Raw genomic sequence first — 19,733 nt, forward strand, 5'->3', positions numbered from 1 at the left:
TCGGCGCGGACGTCGCCGCACTGCGGCGCGCCGTGACCGCCGACGACGACACGGCACTGCCCACCGACACACCGCCGGCGGTGCGGTCCGCGGCCGACGCCGCGCTCGAACCGGTACGCCGCGCCGCCGACGCCCGTCGCGACGACCTGCTGCGCGCCCTCGACCGGGTCAAGGCGACCATGACCGACCTGCGGGCAGCGCACCGACGGTGGACCGAACAAGCCGATCCGCAGCCCCCGGCATCGCGTTTCCGCAGCATCATGCCGGCGGAGGACGCGCTGTACCGGCTCGTCGACTTCGCCGGACACGTCACCGCCGAGCAGCGGGCCGGGCTGGAGGCGGCACTGGAGGCCAGTGGCCTGCTCGACGGCCGGGTGACCGCCGACGGGTCCGTGGTGGCCGGCAGCGGAGAGGTCCTGCTGCGCCCCGGGCCGCCGGTTATCGGAGCCGGCCTCGACAAGGCGCTGCAGCCCGTGCCCGGGGCGGAGCGGGTGACACCGCTGCTGGCTGGTATCGCCCTCGGGCCCGCCGAGGCAGCCAGCTGGGTCGGCTACGACGGAACCTGGCGCCTCGGCGTCGCCCACGGCACCTGGCACAAACCGACCGCCGAATACGTCGGCGCGGCCAACCGGGCGGCGCTACGCGCCCGCCGCCTGGCCGAGCTGGCCACCGAGATCGAACAGGCGCAGCGGGAGAAGGACTCCCTCGACGGCGACCTGACCATCGCCGACAAGACCCGCGACGAGCTGACCCGCACTCTGCGTGACCTGCCCGACGGCGGGCCGCTGCAGGCCGCCTGGGCGCGCCGCGATGAGGCGGCATCGGCGCTGGCGCGGCTCACCAGCGACGTCGGACGCGCCCGCCGCACCGCCCGGGACCGGCGCACCGAGGCCACCGCCCGGCAACGGGAGGCGACGTCCGCCGCCGAGGCCCACCTGCTGCCCGCCGATCCCGACGACCTGAGCCGCGTCGAGGTCCGACTCAAAATGCTCGGCGAGGAGCTGCCCCGCCAGCGGCGGAGCACCGAAATCCTGCACGAGCAGCTTGCCGGCTACCGGCAGAAGATCACCGACCACGCGCTCGCCGTGGAGCGCGGCGAGACCGCCAACGAGGAGGCCACGGCCGCCGCGGGGCGTCATGCCGACGCCGCGCAGGCGCTGGCCGTACTCCAGGAATCCCTCGGCGCCGACCCCGCCGACGTCCTCGCCCGCGAGGCCGACGCCGACCGACGGCTCCGCGCGGCCCAGGACAGTCTGCCGTCTGCCCGGCACCGTTACCAGCAGGCCCGGGACCACCGCGTACGCGCCGAAAACCATCGGGACGAGGCCCGACAGCGGCTCACCGAACAGGAAAACGCCACCCTCGCCGCCGGGACAGCCCTCCCCCGGGTCCTCACCCTCCCCGGCGTCTCCCCGGCACTCGGCCTGCCCCCGTTCACCGACGCCGGGCCGGCTGGCGAATCGGCCCGCGAACGGATCCAGCACCTCGACGAACTGGCCGGACGCCTGCACTCCACGATCGGCGCGCAGACGCAAGACGTCGGAGAAAACGCCCTGCACAACCGGTACAACGACGTACGCGGCCGGCTCGCCGGCGGATACGACCTGATCTGGGAGGACCGCGACGGGGTCAAGGTGATCGAGATCGCCGACGACATCGGGCAGCACCCGGTGGCACTGGCGGCGGCCAGGTTGAGCACGGAACTGGACGACAAACGCTCCGCAGTCGCCGACCGCGAGCGGCAGGCATTCGAACGTTTCCTGCTCGGAGAGCTGGGCGACGCCCTGTCCCGGCAGATCCTCGCCGCCCACCACCTCGTCGCCGCCATGAACGACACCCTGGACGGAGTCCGCACCTCGCACGGGTTGGGCGCCCGGCTGGTGTGGACGCTGCGGGCGGACTCCGACGCGGACACCAAGGCCGCGGTGGACCTGCTACGCACGCCACTGGCGATGCGGACCAGAGAGCAGAACGACCGGCTCCGAGAGGTGCTGGCCCGACGAGTGGAGGACGCCCGACGAGCCGACTCCTCCGCCGGGTACGGCGCCCACCTGCGCACCGCACTGGACTACCGGCAATGGTTCACCTTCGCGGTGAAGGTGACCGACCAGGCCAACCCGGACCGGGAACGGACACTGTCCTCACGTACCGCGATGAGCCAGGGCGAACAGCGGGTCGTGTCGTACCTCGTGCTGTTCGCCGCCGCCGCCGCGCACTTCTCCTCTGTCGGCGCGGCGCACCCGCCCGCCCCACGGCTGATCCTGCTCGACGACGCGTTCGCGAAGGTCGACGAGCCCACCCACGGCCGCCTCCTCGGCCTGCTCGTCGACCTGGACCTCGACGCGGTGCTCACCAGCGAACGGTTGTGGGGCTGCTTTCCGGAAGTGCCGTCGCTCGGCATCTACGAATGCCTGCGCGACCCCACCCAGCCGGGCGTGGCGACCCTGCACTTCCGCTGGGACGGCTCCCGACGCAACCTGGTGACACGGTGAACACCCCGCTGGCCTGGCTCGGCGCACCCGAACTCGTTCCCCTGTGGTCCGCGGTGCGCCTGCGACTGATCCGCAACGGGCGCGCGGCCCGCGGACGACTGTCGCTGCGTGCCCTCGACGACAGACAGCGGGAGGTGGTCGGACTACTGATCGGCCGGCCCGTCGCCGCACAGGTCACCATCGACCTAGCCGAACTCGACCGGGCGCTCGCCAGCAGCGCCGCCGCTGCCGGCCTGATCGAGGTGATCGAGGCGCTCACCGGTCCGGTACCCGATCGACCGGCCGACGCCGCAGCCGAGGTCACCCGACGAGATCAGCTCCGCGAGCACGGACGCGTCGCCGTGGAAGCCGCCGGAATCGCCGACCAGGACTGGGCGGCCAGGTGGCTGGACAGCCTGTGGCGCAGCGGCGTGCTGGCCCGGCTCACCTCCGACGAGGCCCGCCGGCTGATCACCGCGGCCACCACGGCGCTGGGCCTCACCCTCAGCCGACCGTCCACGCCGTGGTCCCGCACCGAGCTGGCGGAACGGGTCACCGGCACCGCGCACGGCCTGGACGACGACACCCTGCTGGCCCGGCTCGTTCTGCGCGGCATCGCCCTGGCCCTGACCGGCTCTTCCGAGCCGCCGCCCGACGCGCCGCCCGGCGGGCACTGTGGGAGTCGGCCGGTGTCGCCGGCGACACGGTCGCCACCACCGTCCTCACCTACGGGCTGCGCCCACTCGCCGACGACTGGCTGTCCCGTTCCCTCCGGCAACGAGCCGACCAACACGCCGAAACCCACCTGACCCTGCGTGACGTCCGGCGGCTCGGCCACCTGCTCATCGCCCAGGACACGGTGTACGTCTGCGAGAACCCCCGCGTGCTCGAAGCCGCCGCCGACGCCGCCGCGCCGGCCACCCTCGTCTGCACCTCCGGCAATCCCACCACCGTCACGCTCGCGCTGCTCGACGCGCTGGCCGCGCAGGACCGCGTACGGCTGATCTACCACGGCGACTTCGACTGGCCGGGTATCGGCATCGCCGAGCGTGTGATGCGGCGAACCGGGGCCCTTCCCTGGCGGTTCCGGTCCACCGACTACGAGGCAGCGATAGCTGAGGCCCGGCTGCGCGGCACGCCGCTGCGGGAACTCAGCGGACCGAACCTCGACACGCCGTGGGACCCGGCACTTGCCGCCGCGATGCGGCGGCACGCGCTGGTGGTGCACGAGGAGAGCGTCGTAGCCGCGCTGCTGGACGACCTCATGAACAGATGACTCCAGGGGATTGATAGGTCGTGCTCCACGGACCCCGGCGAACCAGGCCCGGAGCAGGTCGTCGGTGGAGTGCGGCGGTCATCCTGGTGAGGTGGTTCGCTTCCTGCTCAACATGCTGTGGCTCATCTTCGGCGGTGGGCTCGTCCTCGCGATTGGCTACGGCATCGCCGCGCTGGTCTGCTTCGTCCTGGTCGTCACGATCCCGTTCGGCGTCGGTTGGGTTCACGGTGGTGCTCATCAGCGGTGTTCTCCCGACTGTTCTTCGAATGTCTGAGGATTCGGGGATTGCAGGGGCGTGACCCCGAGGGCGGTCACCGGTAATGCGGGGGCTCCGGTTGTCCGGAGGGCTGACATTTGTCATCGCTACCGACCTGGCAGCGGTGTTCGTCACAGGCTCGGGGCATGAGGCGATTCGTCATGCGCTCTGGGCGTCGAGGACGTCTCGGCTCGGAGGATCTGGAGGAGTTCGGAGACCCGGGTGTTGTACACGGTGTGGCCCGCCTGACGGAGGGCGTCGGCGAGCGCTGCCCGGGTAAGTGGACGCCGGTCGGCGGCGAGCTCCCCAGTGACTCGACCACGGGGGATCCCTGCAGCGTCCCGACGTAGTCCATCAGCGGCAGACGCGGACGCCTCGAACACCGCACGAAGCAGCAGAGAAGGCTGCGAGGGAGTAGACGCGCGATCACTGTGTTTGCTGCCGCCGCACGCGTAGGCGAGTCGTCGCTTATCCTTCTGGCTGTGCCGGGTTCTCTGTCGCCCCGCCTCGCCGCGATCGTAAACGCGCTTCCCATTCAGCCGCACTCCCGCGTCCTCGAAATCGGATGCGGGCCCGGGGCGGCCGCACGAGCGGTCGCAGCCCGACTCACCACCGGCCACATCTTGGCCATCGACCGGTCTGCCACCGCGATCGCCCAGGCAGAGGCAGCCGCAGTGGACGAGATCAGGTCCGGCCGCATGAGTGTCCGCCGCGTTGCGGCCGAAGACTTCGTCCTGCAGACCCAGGAAGAGCCGTACGAGATCGTGTTCGCCGTCCGCGTTGGCGCCCTCGACGGGCGCACCCCGAGGCTGGTCAGCAGGTGCTGCAGCGTATCGCCGGGGCGACCAAGGCAGACGCCCGACTCTTCATCGACGGCGGCGATCCGCTTCGGGAGCTACCCATCCCGCGGCTTGAGCCGAACGAAGGGGCCCGGCGGTCGATGTAGCGACGCACCGGTCGTGTCTCACTGCCCCAGCTGACCAGCGCTACATCGACGCCTTGGACGGGTATGCGTCCACGGCAACCCCGACACACACTGCCATCGGCACGACCGAACGGCAACCGGGCCAGCTCGGCGTGACGCTGCATAACACGCGGATCGCGGCAGTGAGCGGGCGGCGGACCAGACGAAGCGCGATACGAACCAGTGTGAGCAGTAGTTGACGGCGATCCGCTGCCGGGTGAACAGGCGGCGCTGCGGGACTACTGTTGCTCCGCGTGACCCACGTCGAGATCGAGATCACCGCGGAGCTGGTCCGGGATCTAGTACGCGACCAGCACAAAGACCTCGCCGATCGCCCAGTTCGGCTAGGCGCGCGTGGATGGGACAACCAACTGTGGCGGCTCGGTGACGACCTGGCCGTCCGGCTTCCCTGGGCGACCGGGTCCGCGGACGCGCTGCTGCGCAAGGAGCACTCCTGGCTGCCCACGCTTGCCCCGCGCCTTCCGCTGCCAACCCCCGTCCCGCAGCGATTCGGCGAGCCCTCCGCACGGTTCCCTCGGCCCTGGCTCATCACCACCTGGGTTCCGGGCACACCCGCCGACCGGACCCCCGTCACGCGTGCTGCAGACGCGGCCAAAACCTTGGCCACTTTCCTGACGGCTCTTCACCAACCCGCCCCCAGCGGCGCGCCCGCAGGCCGGGACCGCGGCGGGCCGCTGGCCGACCGCGCCGACAGTTCGCCAAGGCGGTCACCTCCGCCACCGAGCGAGGGCTGATCAACGAACCGAACGCCGTTCGCGCCGTCTGGCACGACGCGGTCACCGCGCCTCAATGGACGGGCCCGGCGCTATGGCTCCACGCCGACCTGCACCCGGCCAACGTCCTCACCGCCGACGGCACCTTCTGCGGCGTGATCGACTTCGGCGACCTCTGCGCGGGCGACCCGGCATATGACCTCGCCGCCGTGTGGCTCCTGCTACCGGACGACACCACCGACCACTTCTACGCGGCATACCGGCCGACCCCGGACACCGCCACCATGCGCCGCGCCCGCGGCTGGGCGATGGCACGCGCCCTCGGCGGCATCCTCATCGGCCACGCCGGCGTCCACGGCCGCCCAGGCGGCAAACCCACCTGGGGCCCACCCGCCCACGCCGCCCAGCAACGCCTCATCGCCACAATCCGCTGACCCGGCGATCGCCACTGCGTCCGACAGACGGCGTGATCAACCATCCGCACATCGGCACTCCGGACGCCCTCGACCCATGACAGTCGACCACGCAACGTAACGCGCGGATTGCGGCATGAGCGGATACCCGAAGGTTCCAGGGGTCATCCTCCCATCGACGCGTTGGGCGTCCCGCTGCTGGCGGCGATCACAGCTCCCGCCGCTCCGCTGGGGCTGTCTCCTGCGGATCCCGTACGTATCGGAACACGTCACGGGTCTGTTGGAGAAGGTGTGTGTGGACATACCCAGTCACAGATTTCTGATCTTCGGAGCGGCCACGGCTCCGTCTGCGCTGGGGGCTGACGGAGCCGTGGTGCCGTCCGGGGCTACCGCGCGGTCACGCAAGGGCTCGCGTCTGCGACCGGGCGGGTTGCCCTTCTGCGCAATGTCGCATTGTTATTCGCCCTGCTCGATCAGGTCGGCTGCGCGCCACGCGAGGGCCATGGTGGGTGCCGCCGTGTTGCCTGACGGCTGCTGCCGGAAGACCGAAGCGTCGATCACTCGCAGCCCGGACACCCCTCGCACCCTCAGGCGGGAGTCGACGACATCGTCATCGTTGGGCCCCATGGCTGCCGAGCCGATGGCGTGGTAGATCCCGCCTCCGGTGTCGATCGAGTATCGGAGAACCTCCTCCGGTGTCGACACCTTGGGGCCGGGGAACTCCTCCTCCTGGACGAGGTCCGCCACCGGGCTCTGGGCGACCACCTCGCGAGCCCGATCGAGGATCTTCGAGGTTGCCGTACGATCTTCCTCAGTCTCGAGGAACCGGGCGTTGATCAGTGGCGCGTTCTCCGGAAGTCGCCCCCCGAGGTGGATCGAGCCTTCGGTGGTCGGCCTGATCTTGTACCCCACGAACATGAATCCCGAGTGCTTGGCCAGCTTCATAGTGGGCGAGGAGGCATCGAGCGCCATCGGTAGCCAGATCCCCTGGATGTCGGGCCGCTCAAGCTCTGGGGAGGACTTGAAGGCGGAGAGGAGATCGTATCCACCTGTGGCGATCGGGCCGCGGCGGGTCAGCAGGTACTTGAACCCCTCCCAGCCCTCCTTGGGCACGGAGTTGAGCCGCTGGGTCAAGCCGATCTGGTCCTTCAGCTTCACCTGGAAGCTGACGCCCCGCTGCTCGATCACCCGCTCGCCGACGTTCGGGCTCTCCACCACGACGTCCACCCCGACGCCCCGGAGTACCTCCGGTCGTCCGATGCCGGATCGCTCCAGCAGCAGCGTGCTCTCGATCGTCCCGGCCGACAGGATGACCTCCTTGGCCGCCAGATAGTCCTGGTACCCCGACCCCTTCCGGGTGGCACGCACGCCGACGACCCGGTGCCCGTCGAAGAGCAGGTAACCCACCTTCGTCCGCTTCAGATACGTCAGGTTGGGCCGCTTGAGCGCTGGCCGCAGGAAGGCGCTGGCGGCACTGACCCGCACGCCGTTCTTGATCGATGACGGGGTGAAGCCGATGCGTTCGTCGTCGTGGGCATTGGTGTCGGTCGAACGCTGCCAGCCGACCTTCTCGGCGGCGGCGAGGATGGCGGTGGTGACCTCATCGTCGTCCTCGCTGATGGAGACGCCGTAGGGGCCACCGGCGCCGCGCATCGGCGAGGGGCCGAGCTGGTGGTCCTCCATCGCCTTGAATGCCGGCAGCATGTCGTCCCAGCCCCAACCGGGGTTGCCCCGCTCGACGATCGCGTCGTAGTCGGCCGGTGCGCCGCGGGTGTACATCATCCCGTTGATCGTGGTCGACCCACCGGTCACCTTGCCCCGCGTCCAGGCCTCGATCTGCCCGCTGGGCCCGATCGGCTGGGTGGGGTAGTGATACGAGTAGCGCTCACCGCGGAGGGTGAAGAAGAAGCCCTTGGGGATGTAGTGCATCGGGTTGATGTCCGCGCCCCCGTACTCGAGCAGCAGAACCTTGTTGGACGGGTTCTCCGACAGCCTGTTGGCCAGCACGCTTCCTGCCGCGCCCGCGCCGACGATGACGTAGTCGAATTTCATGATCCGCTCCCTCGGCCGTCTTTGACCTGTGAGCCCAGGCTATGCCGAAAACGGGGAGTAGTCCACGTTTTGCCGGTGGGGTGGGCCACGCCGCGGTCCGCGGTCGTTAGGATCGATCCGATGGCACACACGGACCCCAAGCGACGGCGTCCCCGCACGGACCAACGCCGCAATCGCCAAGCCCTGTTGAACGCGGCCCGCGAGGTGTTCGCCGAGTACGGTCTCGACGCCCCCCTCGACGAAATCGCGAAGCGAGCAGGCCTCGGCAACGCCACGCTCTACCGCCACTTCTCCGATCGGCGGGGACTGATCATCGAGGTGGTCCTTGGCAGCCTCTCGCGACATGAGCATGCCCTCACCGAGGCGCTCGCCGAGGACGACGGCTGGTCTGGGTTCACCAGCTTCCTGAAATGGCTGTTCACCGAGCAGGTCAACGAGGTCAACCACTTGGCCGCGCTCCGGGCGATCCCGGCAGGCGAAAACGCCGAGGTCGACCGACTACGACACAAAACCCTCAGTGGGTTCGAGGAACTGATCGCTCGCGCAAAATCCGAAGGCACCTTCCGTACCGATCGGTGGGTGGAAGACATCTTCCTCATGCTGTTTCTCAACGAACACCTCGCGCGCCTCAGCGAGACACCGCAGCGGGCTGCCTCACAACGATTCCTCGAACTGACGCTCGCGGCCGTAAGTACCCCGGGTGCTGACCGGATCGAACAGCCCAGCCATGAGCCCGACAACGTCCTCACACTCCGGCACACCCTCGGGCACGATCTCGCAGGGCTTCCCCGCGTCACGTAACCGGCGGCCACATGCCAAGCCGCGTTCTCCGAGACGCCGCATTGATCGAAGGACGGTGTTGTAGGTGCGGTTGTCGACCGCGAGGCGGCGGCCGTCGCCGAAGGTGACCCAGCCCACCCCGGTCCGGGCCGGCAGGCTGCTTGTACGGGTGTGGATGCCCTGGCCAGCGCCTTCGTAGCCGGAGTCGGCCAGGGGTTCAACCCCATGGAGGGCCAAGCATCCCAACCGGCCCACCACCTGCGGCGATCACCGTACGCCACTCTCCTAGGAGGGCCGGGGTTCGGGGCGGAGCCCGGAGGTCTTGTTGCCCTTCGCGCCACCCGTGACTGTCACCGTGCACCAAGGCCAGGACTTGGGCCCCCCGGCGTCCTGACCATCGGGATCCCCGCCGAACCGCGAACCGGTATCGCGGTGACCGGCACCGCCGTTGTCCTTGCCCCAGACGACTCAGCCAACGCACTCATCTCGGCTACTTGTTTCATTGATGCGCAGCGTGGAGGGAATCTCCGTCCTTGACGGCGGAGAGATCGTCAATCGGTCACCGCTGCCCCGTCCGGTGACAGCGGCGGTGGCGTCGGTTTGGTCGGCATGACCGGTTCCACGATCAGCTCGGGTGGTGCCGACGACTCGACCTTGAGGGTCTTGAGGAGTTCGGATACTCGGGTGTTGGACACGGTGTGACCGGCTGCGCGGAGGGCTTCGGCGAGCGCCGCCCGGGTCAGCGCCTGCCCGTCCGCCGCGAGCCGGTCCCGAACAGTTCGCGCCGCCGGCAGCAGCTCGGCCACATCGCCGGACGGCTGCGCGGACCGTCCCCGGTCCGCTCGCCGATGCCGGTCCCGTCCGCCATGTCGGCGACGAGCATCCGGTGAGCGGACGGTCCGGGTGCTGGACCGCTCCCCCGCCGTGACGGCGCACCGGGTCGCCTCGTCCAGTCCGCTGTCCGGAACGGTCCGACCGGCCTCATCCGGTCGCAGTCCACAACCGCCACGGCAGGGGCGGGCGTCGCGGTGCTGGTCCGGCCGAGGGCGATCTTGACCATGACGAGGAATCCGAGCGCAGGCACGGCGGCGGCGACCCAGCCGATGACCGAGGGTTCGGCCTCGACGACCTGCGCCGCCAGGGACAGGGTGACGGCGCAGGCCAGGACGGTGGCCGGGAACAGGGTGGAGGTGTGGGCTCGTTTACGGCGGCGGAGTTCCAGGCCGGAGGCGATGGACATCAGCTCCAGGACGATCGCGTCGGCCCAGGCCAGCCAGCCGGGTTGGCCGTGCGCGGCGGCCATGTTGTGCACGTGGGTGAAGCTGGCCGCCCCCGCTGCGCCGCCGATGGCCAGCATGATGACGACCTGGACGACGCCCTCGATGCGGCTGCTGCGAGGACTGGTATCCGGGTCAGAGACCGGTGCCGTCGTGGCCGATCACCTCCCCGACCCGGACCGGAGCGACGGCCCGTCCGCCAGTCGCAGGAGGCCGGACCGGATTGCGGACCGACCCGGCGTCGGACAACCGTTGGGACGGGGACCGGACGCCGGCTGCGGACCGCCCGCTGCGGACGCGGGACCCGGACGCGGTCGGCCGCTGTGGGAGCGGACGTCCGGTGCTCTCACGGATCTGTCAGCACCGGCCAAGGCGCTCACGACAGATCCGTGACCGACGCCGGCCGTTGCTGTCCGATCCGCAGCGGAGGTACTGTCCGCCGCCGTCGTGCCGTCGCCGATCACGCGGCCTCACCCGCCAGACCGGAGGCGTCAGCGACGTACCCGGCCAGATCCGCCAGCCGCAGCCGCTGCCCTTCCCCGCCGGCCACGGCCCACACCGCCCCAGCCGGGCCCAGGCCCGCGGTCGCGGCGTGGTCGCGGGCCCCAGTGGCAATTGGAACCATCAGCGGCGCGTCGGCTAGCACGCGGCGTAGGTTGCGTTCCCGGGCGGCCGAGTGCAGCCAGAACAGCACTGGCCACGCCCGCCCGATCGTCGCGAACAGCTCCTGGTAGCCGTCCACCTTGCCGGCCAGGATTGACAGCTGTTCGGCGCCGGTGTCGTACTCGACGAAGAACGGCACCTCGATACCGTTCTCGACCCACCGGCCGTAGCCGTCCGGGCGGACCCGCGGCTGGTACGCCCGCACCAGCCCCGGATCCTGCCGGCGGGTGAACGTACCGGCGCGCTGGCACACCGCCTCCGGCAACCACTCCACCAGGCCGGTGCCCGGGTGAGTACGGGCGTGCCCGGCCAGGTCGGTGAAGAAGCCGTTCACCCCGAGGCGGTGGGCGAGGCTGCGGGTCGAGGTCCAGCGTCGCCGCTCCACCCGGGCGTAGTCCCGCCGTGGTGGGCGTTCGTCCCGGCTGGCGGCCACGACCTCGGCGCCGAGTTGGTCGATGACGTAGTGGTAGGGGTACGAGCCGCCGTCGGCCCGCTGTGGCCGGAACCGGGCCACCAACCGCAGCCGGTACAGGGTCCGCAGCCGCCGCTGGCAGAAGTCCAACGACGGGAACAAGGCGGTCGCGATCTGGAACGACGTCAACGCGCCATGGTCGTACAACCAGCTCAGCAGCACACGGTCACGGCCGGTCAGCTGGGACTGGACCCGAAGGACCGGATCATCCACCGGCTACCAACTCCTTCCCGGGTAGGGAATGCCAGCCAGCCCCAGGGGAGAGACCCGAGACCAGGCAGGGTCTGTCGCAGGACAATCCGACGGCGCTGACAGACGGGCTGGCCTGCGGTGTGAGAGGAGACAGGGGGTCGGTTCGGGGGTCCGGCTGAAGACTGACGTCAACGCTGACGCCAAGCCCGACCCCCGAACGGGGATCAAGCCGGAACTCATCACTGCCAATGCGTACGGCAGTCGTTGAAGGTGTCGGCGAAAGCACGAGAACTCCTTGGTTGAGGGGTGTGGACGTGGGGCTGGTGTCGTGGTCGGGTCACCGGCGCCGCCGAGGCGGAAAGGGCCCGGTGAGATGCATCCCGGCGCCGACCCTGCCGTGGTCGCCGTCAGCGGCGCACGCCTGCCGGCCGCCGGGAGCAGCAGCGAGACGAATGGCCTTGGGAAAGCGCGGAGGTAGCCGGTGGCGGGGGGCTAGCCTCTTGGGTCATGTCCGACCCTGCGCCGCGTCCGTTGCTGTTCCTTGACGTGGACGGCACCCTCATCCCGTTCGGCACACCGACGGCGGCTGGGCCGGGCATGTCGCATGGCCGCCGCGAGGCATCGGTTCTACCGGTCGACGCCCATCCCCTGCTGCACAAGGTCAATCCGAAACACGGCCGCCGGCTGAAGGCCGTGTCGTGTGATCTCGTGTGGGCGACGACCTGGATGAGCGACGCGAACGACGTGCTCGCACCCCTGCTCGGGCTGCCTGCCCTGCCAGTCGTGGACTGGCCCGACTCCGACGAGGTGAGCGTCCTGAACTGGAAGACCCGTGGGCTGGTCGAGTGGGCGCAGGGACGCCCCTTCGTCTGGGTCGACGACGAGATCTCCCATGCCGATCAGCAGTGGGTATCGACTCATCACCACGGCCCGGCCTTGCTGCATCGGGTCGATCCCCGTCGCGGGCTGACCGAGCACGACTTCACGGTCATAGAGCGCTGGCTCATGCAGGCGCGGTAGAGCGAGCTCCAAGCCGTCGCGGTCGCCGCGCTTGACGGCTGTCTGCCACTCGGGACCGCCGCTGGTGAGATCCCGCACCATGCCGCTGGCGTTGGTGGCAGCCCGGGAATCGGGACGTCGTGGGGTCACGATCCGACCTCGATGAGGCGACACCTGCCATTCTCGCCCGGCACCTGCCATACCTGCTCGTCCGGCCAGTGGCGATACAACAACTGCTGCGTGGTCGTGGCGACAACGTTCCGCAGCGGCCCACGGAGCAGGTCGGCCCGCAGTCGTTCCTCCCGCTCGGCATCCTGAGCGATCACCAGAACCGCCCCGACCGGCACCAGTCGGTCCGCGCGCCGGTAGCCGGTCAACAGTCCACCCAGCCCTGACGCCGGCCGCTCGTGCTCGGCGACAACGTCGCCGATCGGGCCACGGTCGACGTGTACCAGGAACCGCAGGCACCGCCCGTCCTGCAGCCAGACGCCGTAGCCGTCGGCCCGCAGTTGCGCCAGGGCGTGCTGCCGCAACCACGACGAGGTCTCCATCGTCGCCAGCCACTGGAACAGCTCACACCGCCCCGGGTTGCGCCGCGACACCTCGACCAACGGCAGGAACAGCAGGGCATCCGCCTTGCCGGAGGGCCGCTGACCCAACCGCAGCGGAACCGGCCGCCCCGACGCTGTCAGGGCTCGCCGGAGCGCATCGGTCCCCTCGGCCGTGACCCCGTACCACCAGGTATGGGTCCGGTCCTCCGGCGAACGCTCGCGGTTCACCAGTCCCGCCTCGTGCAGCCACACCAGGTCTCGGTGGGCCGTCAGCCGCGACACCGCGCAGACAAGCGCCACGTCCAGCGTCGACGCGGAACCGTGCTGCGCCAGGTACGACAGGATCCGCCACCGCCGCGGGGACAACCGCCGCGTGGCACCCTGGTCACCCATCCCCCGATGATCCTCCGGGCACCGACAGTCCGACATCCCGTTCACGACAGCCATGACAGGGAGTAGTCGATGCGCCAACCTGGAGATCGGATGACGAGACCGCCGTGACCGGAGACAGCGCTCGCCGTCGGCCGTTGGGCGAGGCGTCGGCGAGCCCTGCAAGCACCCACATACCCAAACCGGGGTTTTGGGGCCGATTTTGGAGATCACTGTTCAGTGAATCAGCCGAAGAGATGAGGACAGAAAGCGCGGTACGGTCAAATCAGACCGCCGATAGTTGATCTCCATCATCGGCGCCGTATTGCGGGGCTGATCTTTTAGGGGTGTGCGACAAGGCCGTCCCCGACTCGGCGATGACGCGCCACGCACCGATACAATGGTTACTCGACGTAACAACGCTCGAGGGATCGTTGCCGCGTCTTCCTTCTAAAGCACAAGACCGTGAAGTTAAGGATCGCCGTGGTCTGTCAAGGCGGGTTGGCCTGCGACGATGTCGATGGTGAGGGTGGCGAGGTAGCTCCTGCGGTCGACGCCGAGGCTCTTGTAGGCGTAGCGGGACAGGGGTCGTTTGACCGCGCGTGGGCTGACGCGGAGGCGCCGTTCGGGCATGAGGTTGTCCAACAGGTGACGTCCGATGGTTCCGATGAGGTCGATGGTCGTCTCGGCGATGATGTTCGCGGCCTGCACGATCAGGTCTCGGGCTGTCTGCACGGCGACGGTGAAGCCGGCTCGGTCCGGATCGACGCCGCCGGCGGCGTCCGCGGTGTCGGCGATCGCGATCCGTATCACCTGGTAGATCGTGAGCAGGGCGTAGATCTCCTGGGCGATGAGCGCCGGGACGGGTGAGCGCAGCACCCGACGACCCAGCAACGTCGATTTGATCTCCAGAAAGGCGGACTCGACCTCCCATCTCTCGTGATACAGCCTCACGACCTCGAACGCCGGGAACCGCCGGTGATCGAGCAGGGTGGTAGCCAGCCGGTAGACACCGGTTCGGGTCCCGGCGGTCGTGGAGATGGTGATCTCACACGCGATGACCCGGACCCGCACGCCGCTGATGATCGAGGTGTATGAGCCGTCGTGGTGCCGGGCGAGGACGGGCGGCTTACGGTTGCCGTTCAACCGGACGAGGAACTGCGCGCCGGTGCCGGCCACCGCGGCGAGGAAGGTGTTGCTGTCGAAGCCCCGGTCCAGCAACACGATCATGCCGGTGTGCAGACTGCGGACCAACCGCAGCGCCTGGCTGGTCTCGCCGTCGCTGCGGGGGCCGACCACCGCGTCGATGACGGCCCTCGTGCCGCAGGCGACCAGGGCCACCAGGCGTACCTGCGGGTACCCGGCGGTGCCGTGTTGGCTGCGGTTCTTACCCAGACCCGCGGCGTTACCCGACGAGTCGGGCACGTCGAGCACGGTCCCGTCGATCGCGGTCACCACCAGGGCGCACCACCACACCCCGGCAGTGCGGATCCCGCCCGCCGGACCGCGCAGCAGATCGAACAGCGCCCGTAACGGAGCGACGCCGACCCTAACCCGGGCATGCCACAACCCGGTCGCCGACGGGCGGGTCAACCCGAGCCCGCCGAGACCGGCGACGAGCTTGTCCCACACCCCGAGGTAGCCCACCTCGGCGAACAAACCAGCCGCCAGCAGCAGGTACACCACCACCCGTGAGGGCAGTAGCCGTAGACGCTGCTGCGTGCGGCCGTCTCAGCCAGCACGGCGTCGACCATCTCGAACGGCACGATCCGGGTGAGTTCCCCGAGATGGCCCGGCGCGAACACGCCCTTCGCCACCGTGATCACCCGGGTAATGACAGAATGCTCCGACAGCGGGACTCCCCCGTAGAAGGCTGGTCTTGGTCGACAAGCCGTTCTACCGGAGTCCCGCTGCCCCTTTACCGGCACCCTCCATCATGCTCAGACAGCCCTTGACATCAGGCCCAACGCCCTAACTTCACGGTCTTGTTCTAAAGCACGGGCTATGCGCCGAGGGCGAGCCCATAGGGTCGGTCGCGTGGCCGAGACGCAGACCGAACCGCACCTCCCCTACATCGCCAGCGCGACGCGGGTCCGCGCAGCGGCCGGCGTGATCCTCCGCGATCCGACCGGCCGGGTGCTGCTGGTCCACCCGGCCTACAAGGACGTGTGGGAAGTTCCCGGCGGAACCGTGGAGCCGGACGAGTCCCCGGCAGACGCCTGCACACGCGAGATCCGGGAAGAGCTGGGCCTGTCGATACCCGCAGGATCGCTGCTGTGCGTCGACTGGGTGCCGGCGAGCCCGCCGTGGGACGGCGGGCTCATGTTCGTGTTCGACGGCGGGGTACTGACAGCGGACCAGATCGCGGCGATGCGCCTGTGCCCGGACGAGCTGGACGGCTCCGAGTTCGTCGAGCCGGAGCGCCTGGGCGAGGTGTTGATCCCCCGACTGGCTCGGCGGGTCACCGCAGCGGTCGCCGCGATCGGGCAGGGCGGTGTCTACCTCGAAGACGGAGCCGCGGCTTCCAACAGGTAGCGAGCCGGATTGAATCGTCGGCCAAGGACGCACGCCCAGCCGCAGTGTTTCCCCTCCCACCGATAAGGATCATGATCCCGTGCGACGGCCCCGCCTGCGGCACACGTTGATCCGCCTGAGGCCGAAGGGCACAATCCCAGGATGATCTCGAGCGTGTTCTTCGACGTGGGTGAAACGATCGTCGACGAGTCCCGGGAGTACGGCACCTGGGCCGATTGGCTCGGCGTCCCACGGCACACCTTCTCGGCCGTATTCGGTGCGGTCATCGCCCGCGGCCTGGACTACCGCGAGACGTTTCAGGTGTTCCGGCCCGGGTTCGACCTCGCCGAGGAGCGACAGCGCCGGACCGACGCCGGACAGCCGGAACACTTCTCCGAGGAGAACCTCTACCCGGACGCCCGGCCCTGCCTGGCCGCCCTGCGGAAGCTGGACGTGCAGGTCGGCCTGGCCGGTAACCAGACCGCCCGAGCAGAGACCATCCTGCGCGCCCTTGATCTGCCGGTCGACGTGATCGGCACCTCGGACGGCTGGAACGTCGAGAAACCGTCGGCCGCGTTTTTCGACCGCATCGTCGCGGAGGCCGGCTGTCCCGCCGCTCAGGTCCTGTACGTCGGAGACCGGCTGGACAATGACATCCGGCCGGCACAGGCGGCCGGACTCGCGACGGCCCTGGTACGACGCGGCCCGTGGGGGCACATCCTCGCCGACAAGACCATCAGCGAGCGCTGCCTCTTCCACCTCGACTCGCTGGCAGAGCTGCCCGAGCTGGTACGCAGGCACAACGAGTCGGCGGCTTAGCTCCCCGGAAGAGCGGGCCGGCTGGTCGCGAGGGCGGCGATGCGTTCGTCGAGTTGGCTGCCCTCGCGGCTGTCGCCTAGTACCTGCCGGACGGCTCTGACCCGCTCCAACCCCGTGCCGTACCAGTCGGCCTGCAGGGCGTCCAGGGCCTGGTTGAGGTAGTCGGCGGCGTGGTCTCCGTCGCTGCTGTGCGCCGCGGCCAGGTCGGCGAGGACGACGCTGCGCTGCTTGGCGCCCGTCGCGGTCAGGCCAGCGAGGGATTTGGCCAGGTGGCGGGCGGCCTCCGCATGGTCGCCGGAGGCGAGAACTGCGTAGCCGGCGAAGGAGTGCAGTCGGTCGGTGTCGTAGTAGTCGAACCAATCGGGCACTTCGGGTCGCGTCGCGATCGCGGTAGCAGCGAGGTCAATCTGGTGGCGGCTTGCTGCCCCGGCCCCGGCGCGGGCTTCGACTTCTGAGGCCACGCAATGCAGCCAGGAGCGGACGGCGGGGCTGACGCCGTGCCAGGTGTGCTGGAGCGCCGCGTCGATCAGTGATCGGGCAGCGGTCGGATCATGTCCGAAGGCCGGGATGAAAGCCATGTGGCCGAGGACGGTGGCGGCCAGCGCGTGGTCTCCGGCCTCCCGGGTGGCGGCGAGGGCGACATCGTAGCAGCGTTGCGCGACGGCAGGCTGGTTGAGATCGAAGAATGCCAGTCGTGCGGTGAGCAGCGCCGATTCGGCGAGGGCGCCGGCGAGGGTCGCCCGGCTGGTGCCGGTGGCCGCGCGGACGAGTCCGGTGCCGAGCTGGGTGTGGGCGTACGCGGCCTCGTAGAGCGGGCGTGCAGGGCTGGTCCAGTACAGGGTGCGCTGGCACCGCACGATCTCGGCGTAGGCCCCTGGATCTATGGCCTTGGCTTGGGCATACGCGGCCTGCGGATCGAGTGTCAGCAGCGGCGCCACCAGGGGAAGCATGCTGGCGCCGAACAACGCGCGCAGGACGCTGGCCCGATCCCAGCCGGTCTCGTCGCCTCCAGTGATCATGTCCCACAACCTCCTGAACTCGTGCAGTGTCTCCGCCTGCGGACGCATCGCCAGCTCGTCCGGAGTGAGCAGTCCCAGCTGATCGGCTGGCTTGTCGAAGATGGCCACGAGATGTTTGCGGTAACGCGGGTCGGGCCACCGCTCACCGGTCTCCCACCGCCGCACCGTGTTGGCGTTCAGCCCGGTATCGGTCTCGCCGGCGTGACTCATCTCCGTACGGATCCGCTCGGCGATCTCCTCGTAGGACCAGCCCCGCTGGAGCCTTTCCCACGCTAGCCGCCGGTTGGCGGGGTAGCGCCGTCCGGTCATGCGGGCACCTCCGTACGTCCTCTGTCGACGACGGTCACGTTAGCCATCTCCGCTACGGCCCGTCACTACCTGGTTGCGAGCGGACGGGTGGTGGACGGTACCGCTCGGCTCCGCTGGACGGTTCGCTGTTGACGAGCATCGACGGACGCTGCCGGGCAGCTCCAGCTCACCAAACCATTGTCATCGACGCGAGGGGATTCATGGTGGAGAGATCGATCGGATCGGGCAAGGCGGCCGGAGAGCTGACGCCGCTTCTTGTGACGGCGGCCGGAGGTGCGGTCGTGAGGTTGATTCCTCGCCTGCGTACTGCCATCGGAGCTGCGCGGGCGGGTGACCGGCGGGGTGCTCCCAGCCGCCGCCTCACCTCGGCGGGCCCGCCGAGACACCGGCGGGCCCGCCACGACTGGACCAAGCAGCGGGAATCGGCCAAACGTCGGACGGCGGCGTCATGACCGTATACGTCTCGCGGCACGCCGCTGCAGCTGCCATCGGCGCGCCCGGTCGGGCGGGTCAACCCCACCTACCGGCGACCGGCCGGGCGACGGTCTATCAGTTCGACCCGCCTCTGCTCACCTTCGTGTGGCAGCGCGTGCTGTCGCAACCGGCTCAGCGCGGTGGTCGCCGGTGACGGCGCGGGTGCTGGTGACGGGCGCGGCCGGCTTCATCGGTTCGCATGTCGTCGACGCACTTCTAGCCAGAGGAATTCAGGTGGTCGGCCTGGACCGCCGCCGGCTCGGTCAGGACGCGCTCGCCGATGAGAATTTGGCAGCCGCAGCCGCCAATCCGCTGTTCACACCGCTCTGCCGGGATCTGGCCACCGACCGGCTCGATGACACCCTCGACGGCTGCGACATCGTGTTCCACCTGGCTGCCCGGCCGGGCGTCCGGCCCTCCTGGGGCGTGGAATTTCACGACTACGCACAGTCCAACGTCCTCGGCACCCAACGGCTGCTCGACGCGTGTGTCCAATCGGGCGTACGGAGGCTCGTCTACGCCTCCTCGTCCAGCGTCTACGGGCCGGCAGACCGACCCAGCCGCGAGGACGACCGGACCAGCCCGGTCTCCCCGTACGGAGTGAGCAAGCTCGCCGCCGAGCAGCTTTGCGTTGCCTACGCGTGCCGCCCCGACAACCGGCTCAGCGTCGTGGCCCTGCGCTACTTCACCGTGTACGGGCCACGCCAGCGACCCGACATGGCCATCGGCCGACTGCTGTTCGCCGCCTATACCGGTCTGCCGGTCACCCTCTTCGGCGACGGCAGCCAACGGCGGGAGTTCACCTACATCACCGACGTCGTCGCCGCGACGATCGCCGCCGCTCAGGTAGATACCCAGTGCGCCGTGGTGAACATCGGCGGCGGCGCGAGCGTTTCCATGCGGGGCGCGATTCAGGAGGCGTCCACGGTCACCGGACGGCACATTCCGGTCCAGGTGGCGGACGCCCAGCCGGGCGATGTCCCGTCGACCGCTGCGGACCTGACCCTTGCGGGCCAACTGCTCGGCTACTGGCCCACCATCGGCCTGCACGAGGGCATGGCCCGGCAGTCCTCCTGGCTGGTCAATCTCTCCCGCGACCGGCTCGCGGCCTTCACCTCCTGATCTTGAA

15 protein-coding genes and 5 pseudogenes are annotated in these 19,733 nt (G+C 69.6%); 13 read left to right on the forward strand and 7 right to left on the reverse strand.

The annotated features are described in order from the left end of the window. The 6 genes and pseudogenes from JNW89_RS01825 to JNW89_RS01845 all read left to right on the forward strand — a co-directional run. A partial coding sequence (locus JNW89_RS01825) for a TIGR02680 family protein (RefSeq protein ID WP_238447379.1) occupies positions 1–2,492 on the forward strand: 2,492 nt, incomplete at its 5' end. Beyond that, a complete protein-coding gene (locus JNW89_RS01830) occupies positions 2,489–3,280 on the forward strand; it encodes a TIGR02679 domain-containing protein (protein WP_238447380.1) in 792 nt (263 codons plus the stop codon). The genes JNW89_RS01825 and JNW89_RS01830, both read left to right, overlap by 4 nt. 50 nt (positions 3,281–3,330) lie before the next feature. Then, entirely contained in the window at positions 3,331–3,747 is a 417-nt protein-coding gene (locus tag JNW89_RS01835; RefSeq protein WP_238447381.1) for a DUF2399 domain-containing protein, read from the forward strand. Between the two features lie 91 nt (positions 3,748–3,838). Beyond that, positions 3,839–3,961: pseudogene (locus JNW89_RS01840) on the forward strand (YccF domain-containing protein); the annotation flags it as partial. A gap of 524 nt (positions 3,962–4,485) precedes the next feature. Further along, positions 4,486–4,983, forward strand: a complete 498-nt coding sequence (locus JNW89_RS38485) for a methyltransferase domain-containing protein (RefSeq protein WP_375155030.1) — start codon at positions 4,486–4,488, stop codon at positions 4,981–4,983. Between the two features lie 238 nt (positions 4,984–5,221). Then, positions 5,222–6,135: pseudogene (locus JNW89_RS01845) on the forward strand (phosphotransferase). A gap of 435 nt (positions 6,136–6,570) precedes the next feature. Here the strand turns inward: JNW89_RS01845 and JNW89_RS01850 are convergent. Beyond that, positions 6,571–8,166, reverse strand: coding sequence for a GMC family oxidoreductase (locus tag JNW89_RS01850; RefSeq protein ID WP_238447382.1), 1,596 nt, complete (start codon positions 8,164–8,166; stop codon positions 6,571–6,573). 120 nt (positions 8,167–8,286) lie between these two features. Between JNW89_RS01850 and JNW89_RS01855 the strand changes: the two genes are divergently transcribed. After that, positions 8,287–8,967, forward strand: a complete 681-nt coding sequence (locus JNW89_RS01855) for a TetR/AcrR family transcriptional regulator (protein ID WP_238447383.1) — start codon at positions 8,287–8,289, stop codon at positions 8,965–8,967. A gap of 313 nt (positions 8,968–9,280) precedes the next feature. Beyond that, positions 9,281–9,483 (forward strand): annotated as a pseudogene (locus JNW89_RS01860) (hypothetical protein); the annotation flags it as partial. Between the two features lie 35 nt (positions 9,484–9,518). On the opposite strand, the pseudogene JNW89_RS01865 reads toward JNW89_RS01860, so the two are convergent. Both JNW89_RS01865 and JNW89_RS01870 read right to left on the reverse strand, forming a co-directional pair. After that, positions 9,519–10,303: pseudogene (locus JNW89_RS01865) on the reverse strand (DUF2637 domain-containing protein); the annotation flags it as partial. A 380-nt stretch (positions 10,304–10,683) separates the two neighbouring features. Further along, positions 10,684–11,571: a replication-relaxation family protein gene (locus JNW89_RS01870; RefSeq protein WP_238447385.1), complete on the reverse strand. Its 888-nt coding sequence runs from the start codon at positions 11,569–11,571 to the stop codon at positions 10,684–10,686. Between the two features lie 486 nt (positions 11,572–12,057). Here JNW89_RS01870 and JNW89_RS01875 point away from each other — a divergent pair, with 486 nt between their 5' ends. After that, the gene (locus JNW89_RS01875; protein WP_238447386.1) at positions 12,058–12,570 is read left to right on the forward strand and encodes an HAD domain-containing protein; all 513 of its coding nucleotides are present in this window, start codon (positions 12,058–12,060) and stop codon (positions 12,568–12,570) included. 125 nt (positions 12,571–12,695) lie between these two features. Here JNW89_RS01875 and JNW89_RS01880 read toward each other — a convergent pair whose 3' ends face one another. From JNW89_RS01880 to JNW89_RS01890, 3 genes and pseudogenes are all read right to left on the reverse strand, one after another. Then, complete coding sequence (locus JNW89_RS01880) at positions 12,696–13,352, reverse strand: hypothetical protein (protein WP_238447415.1); 657 nt, start codon at positions 13,350–13,352, stop codon at positions 12,696–12,698. A 27-nt stretch (positions 13,353–13,379) separates the two neighbouring features. Further along, positions 13,380–13,547 (reverse strand): annotated as a pseudogene (locus JNW89_RS01885) (hypothetical protein); the annotation flags it as partial. Positions 13,548–13,940: 393 nt separating this feature from the next. After that, entirely contained in the window at positions 13,941–15,158 is a 1,218-nt protein-coding gene (locus JNW89_RS01890) for an IS4 family transposase (RefSeq protein ID WP_238447387.1), read from the reverse strand. Positions 15,159–15,506: 348 nt separating this feature from the next. Here JNW89_RS01890 and JNW89_RS01895 point away from each other — a divergent pair, with 348 nt between their 5' ends. Both JNW89_RS01895 and JNW89_RS01900 read left to right on the forward strand, forming a co-directional pair. Further along, on the forward strand, positions 15,507–16,004 hold the full coding sequence (locus JNW89_RS01895; RefSeq protein WP_238447388.1) for an NUDIX hydrolase: 498 nt from the start codon (positions 15,507–15,509) through the stop codon (positions 16,002–16,004). A gap of 141 nt (positions 16,005–16,145) precedes the next feature. Continuing rightward, positions 16,146–16,802 carry an HAD family hydrolase gene (locus JNW89_RS01900; protein WP_238447389.1) on the forward strand — a complete coding sequence of 219 codons (657 nt, stop codon included), beginning with the start codon at positions 16,146–16,148 and terminating at the stop codon, positions 16,800–16,802. Here the strand turns inward: JNW89_RS01900 and JNW89_RS01905 are convergent. Beyond that, a complete protein-coding gene (locus JNW89_RS01905; RefSeq protein WP_238447390.1) occupies positions 16,799–18,130 on the reverse strand; it encodes a helix-turn-helix transcriptional regulator in 1,332 nt (443 codons plus the stop codon). The two genes, JNW89_RS01900 and JNW89_RS01905, sit on opposite strands and share 4 nt — an antisense overlap. A gap of 448 nt (positions 18,131–18,578) precedes the next feature. Here JNW89_RS01905 and amcA point away from each other — a divergent pair, with 448 nt between their 5' ends. Beyond that, positions 18,579–18,758, forward strand: coding sequence for a multiple cyclophane-containing RiPP AmcA (amcA, locus tag JNW89_RS37260; protein ID WP_305070492.1), 180 nt, complete (start codon positions 18,579–18,581; stop codon positions 18,756–18,758). Then, positions 18,755–19,726 (forward strand): NAD(P)-dependent oxidoreductase, encoded by a 972-nt coding sequence (locus JNW89_RS01910; RefSeq protein ID WP_238447391.1) that lies wholly within the window; start codon positions 18,755–18,757, stop codon positions 19,724–19,726. The genes amcA and JNW89_RS01910 overlap by 4 nt, the downstream gene beginning before the upstream one ends. Positions 19,727–19,733 lie beyond the last annotated feature (7 nt).

The organism is Micromonospora sp. 4G55, from assembly GCF_016803375.1.

What these genes read in the sequence shown, in the direction of transcription:
- JNW89_RS01850 (WP_238447382.1), bottom strand. Translation starts at nt 8,166, where the DNA reads ATGAAATTCGACTACGTCATCGTCGGCGCGGGCGCGGCAGGAAGCGTG.
- JNW89_RS01855 (WP_238447383.1), top strand. Translation starts at nt 8,287, where the DNA reads ATGGCACACACGGACCCCAAGCGACGGCGTCCCCGCACGGACCAACGC.
- JNW89_RS01875 (WP_238447386.1), top strand. Translation starts at nt 12,058, where the DNA reads ATGTCCGACCCTGCGCCGCGTCCGTTGCTGTTCCTTGACGTGGACGGC.
- JNW89_RS01900 (WP_238447389.1), top strand. Translation starts at nt 16,146, where the DNA reads ATGATCTCGAGCGTGTTCTTCGACGTGGGTGAAACGATCGTCGACGAG.
- JNW89_RS01905 (WP_238447390.1), bottom strand. Translation starts at nt 18,130, where the DNA reads ATGACCGGACGGCGCTACCCCGCCAACCGGCGGCTAGCGTGGGAAAGG.
- amcA (WP_305070492.1), top strand. Translation starts at nt 18,579, where the DNA reads ATGACCGTATACGTCTCGCGGCACGCCGCTGCAGCTGCCATCGGCGCG.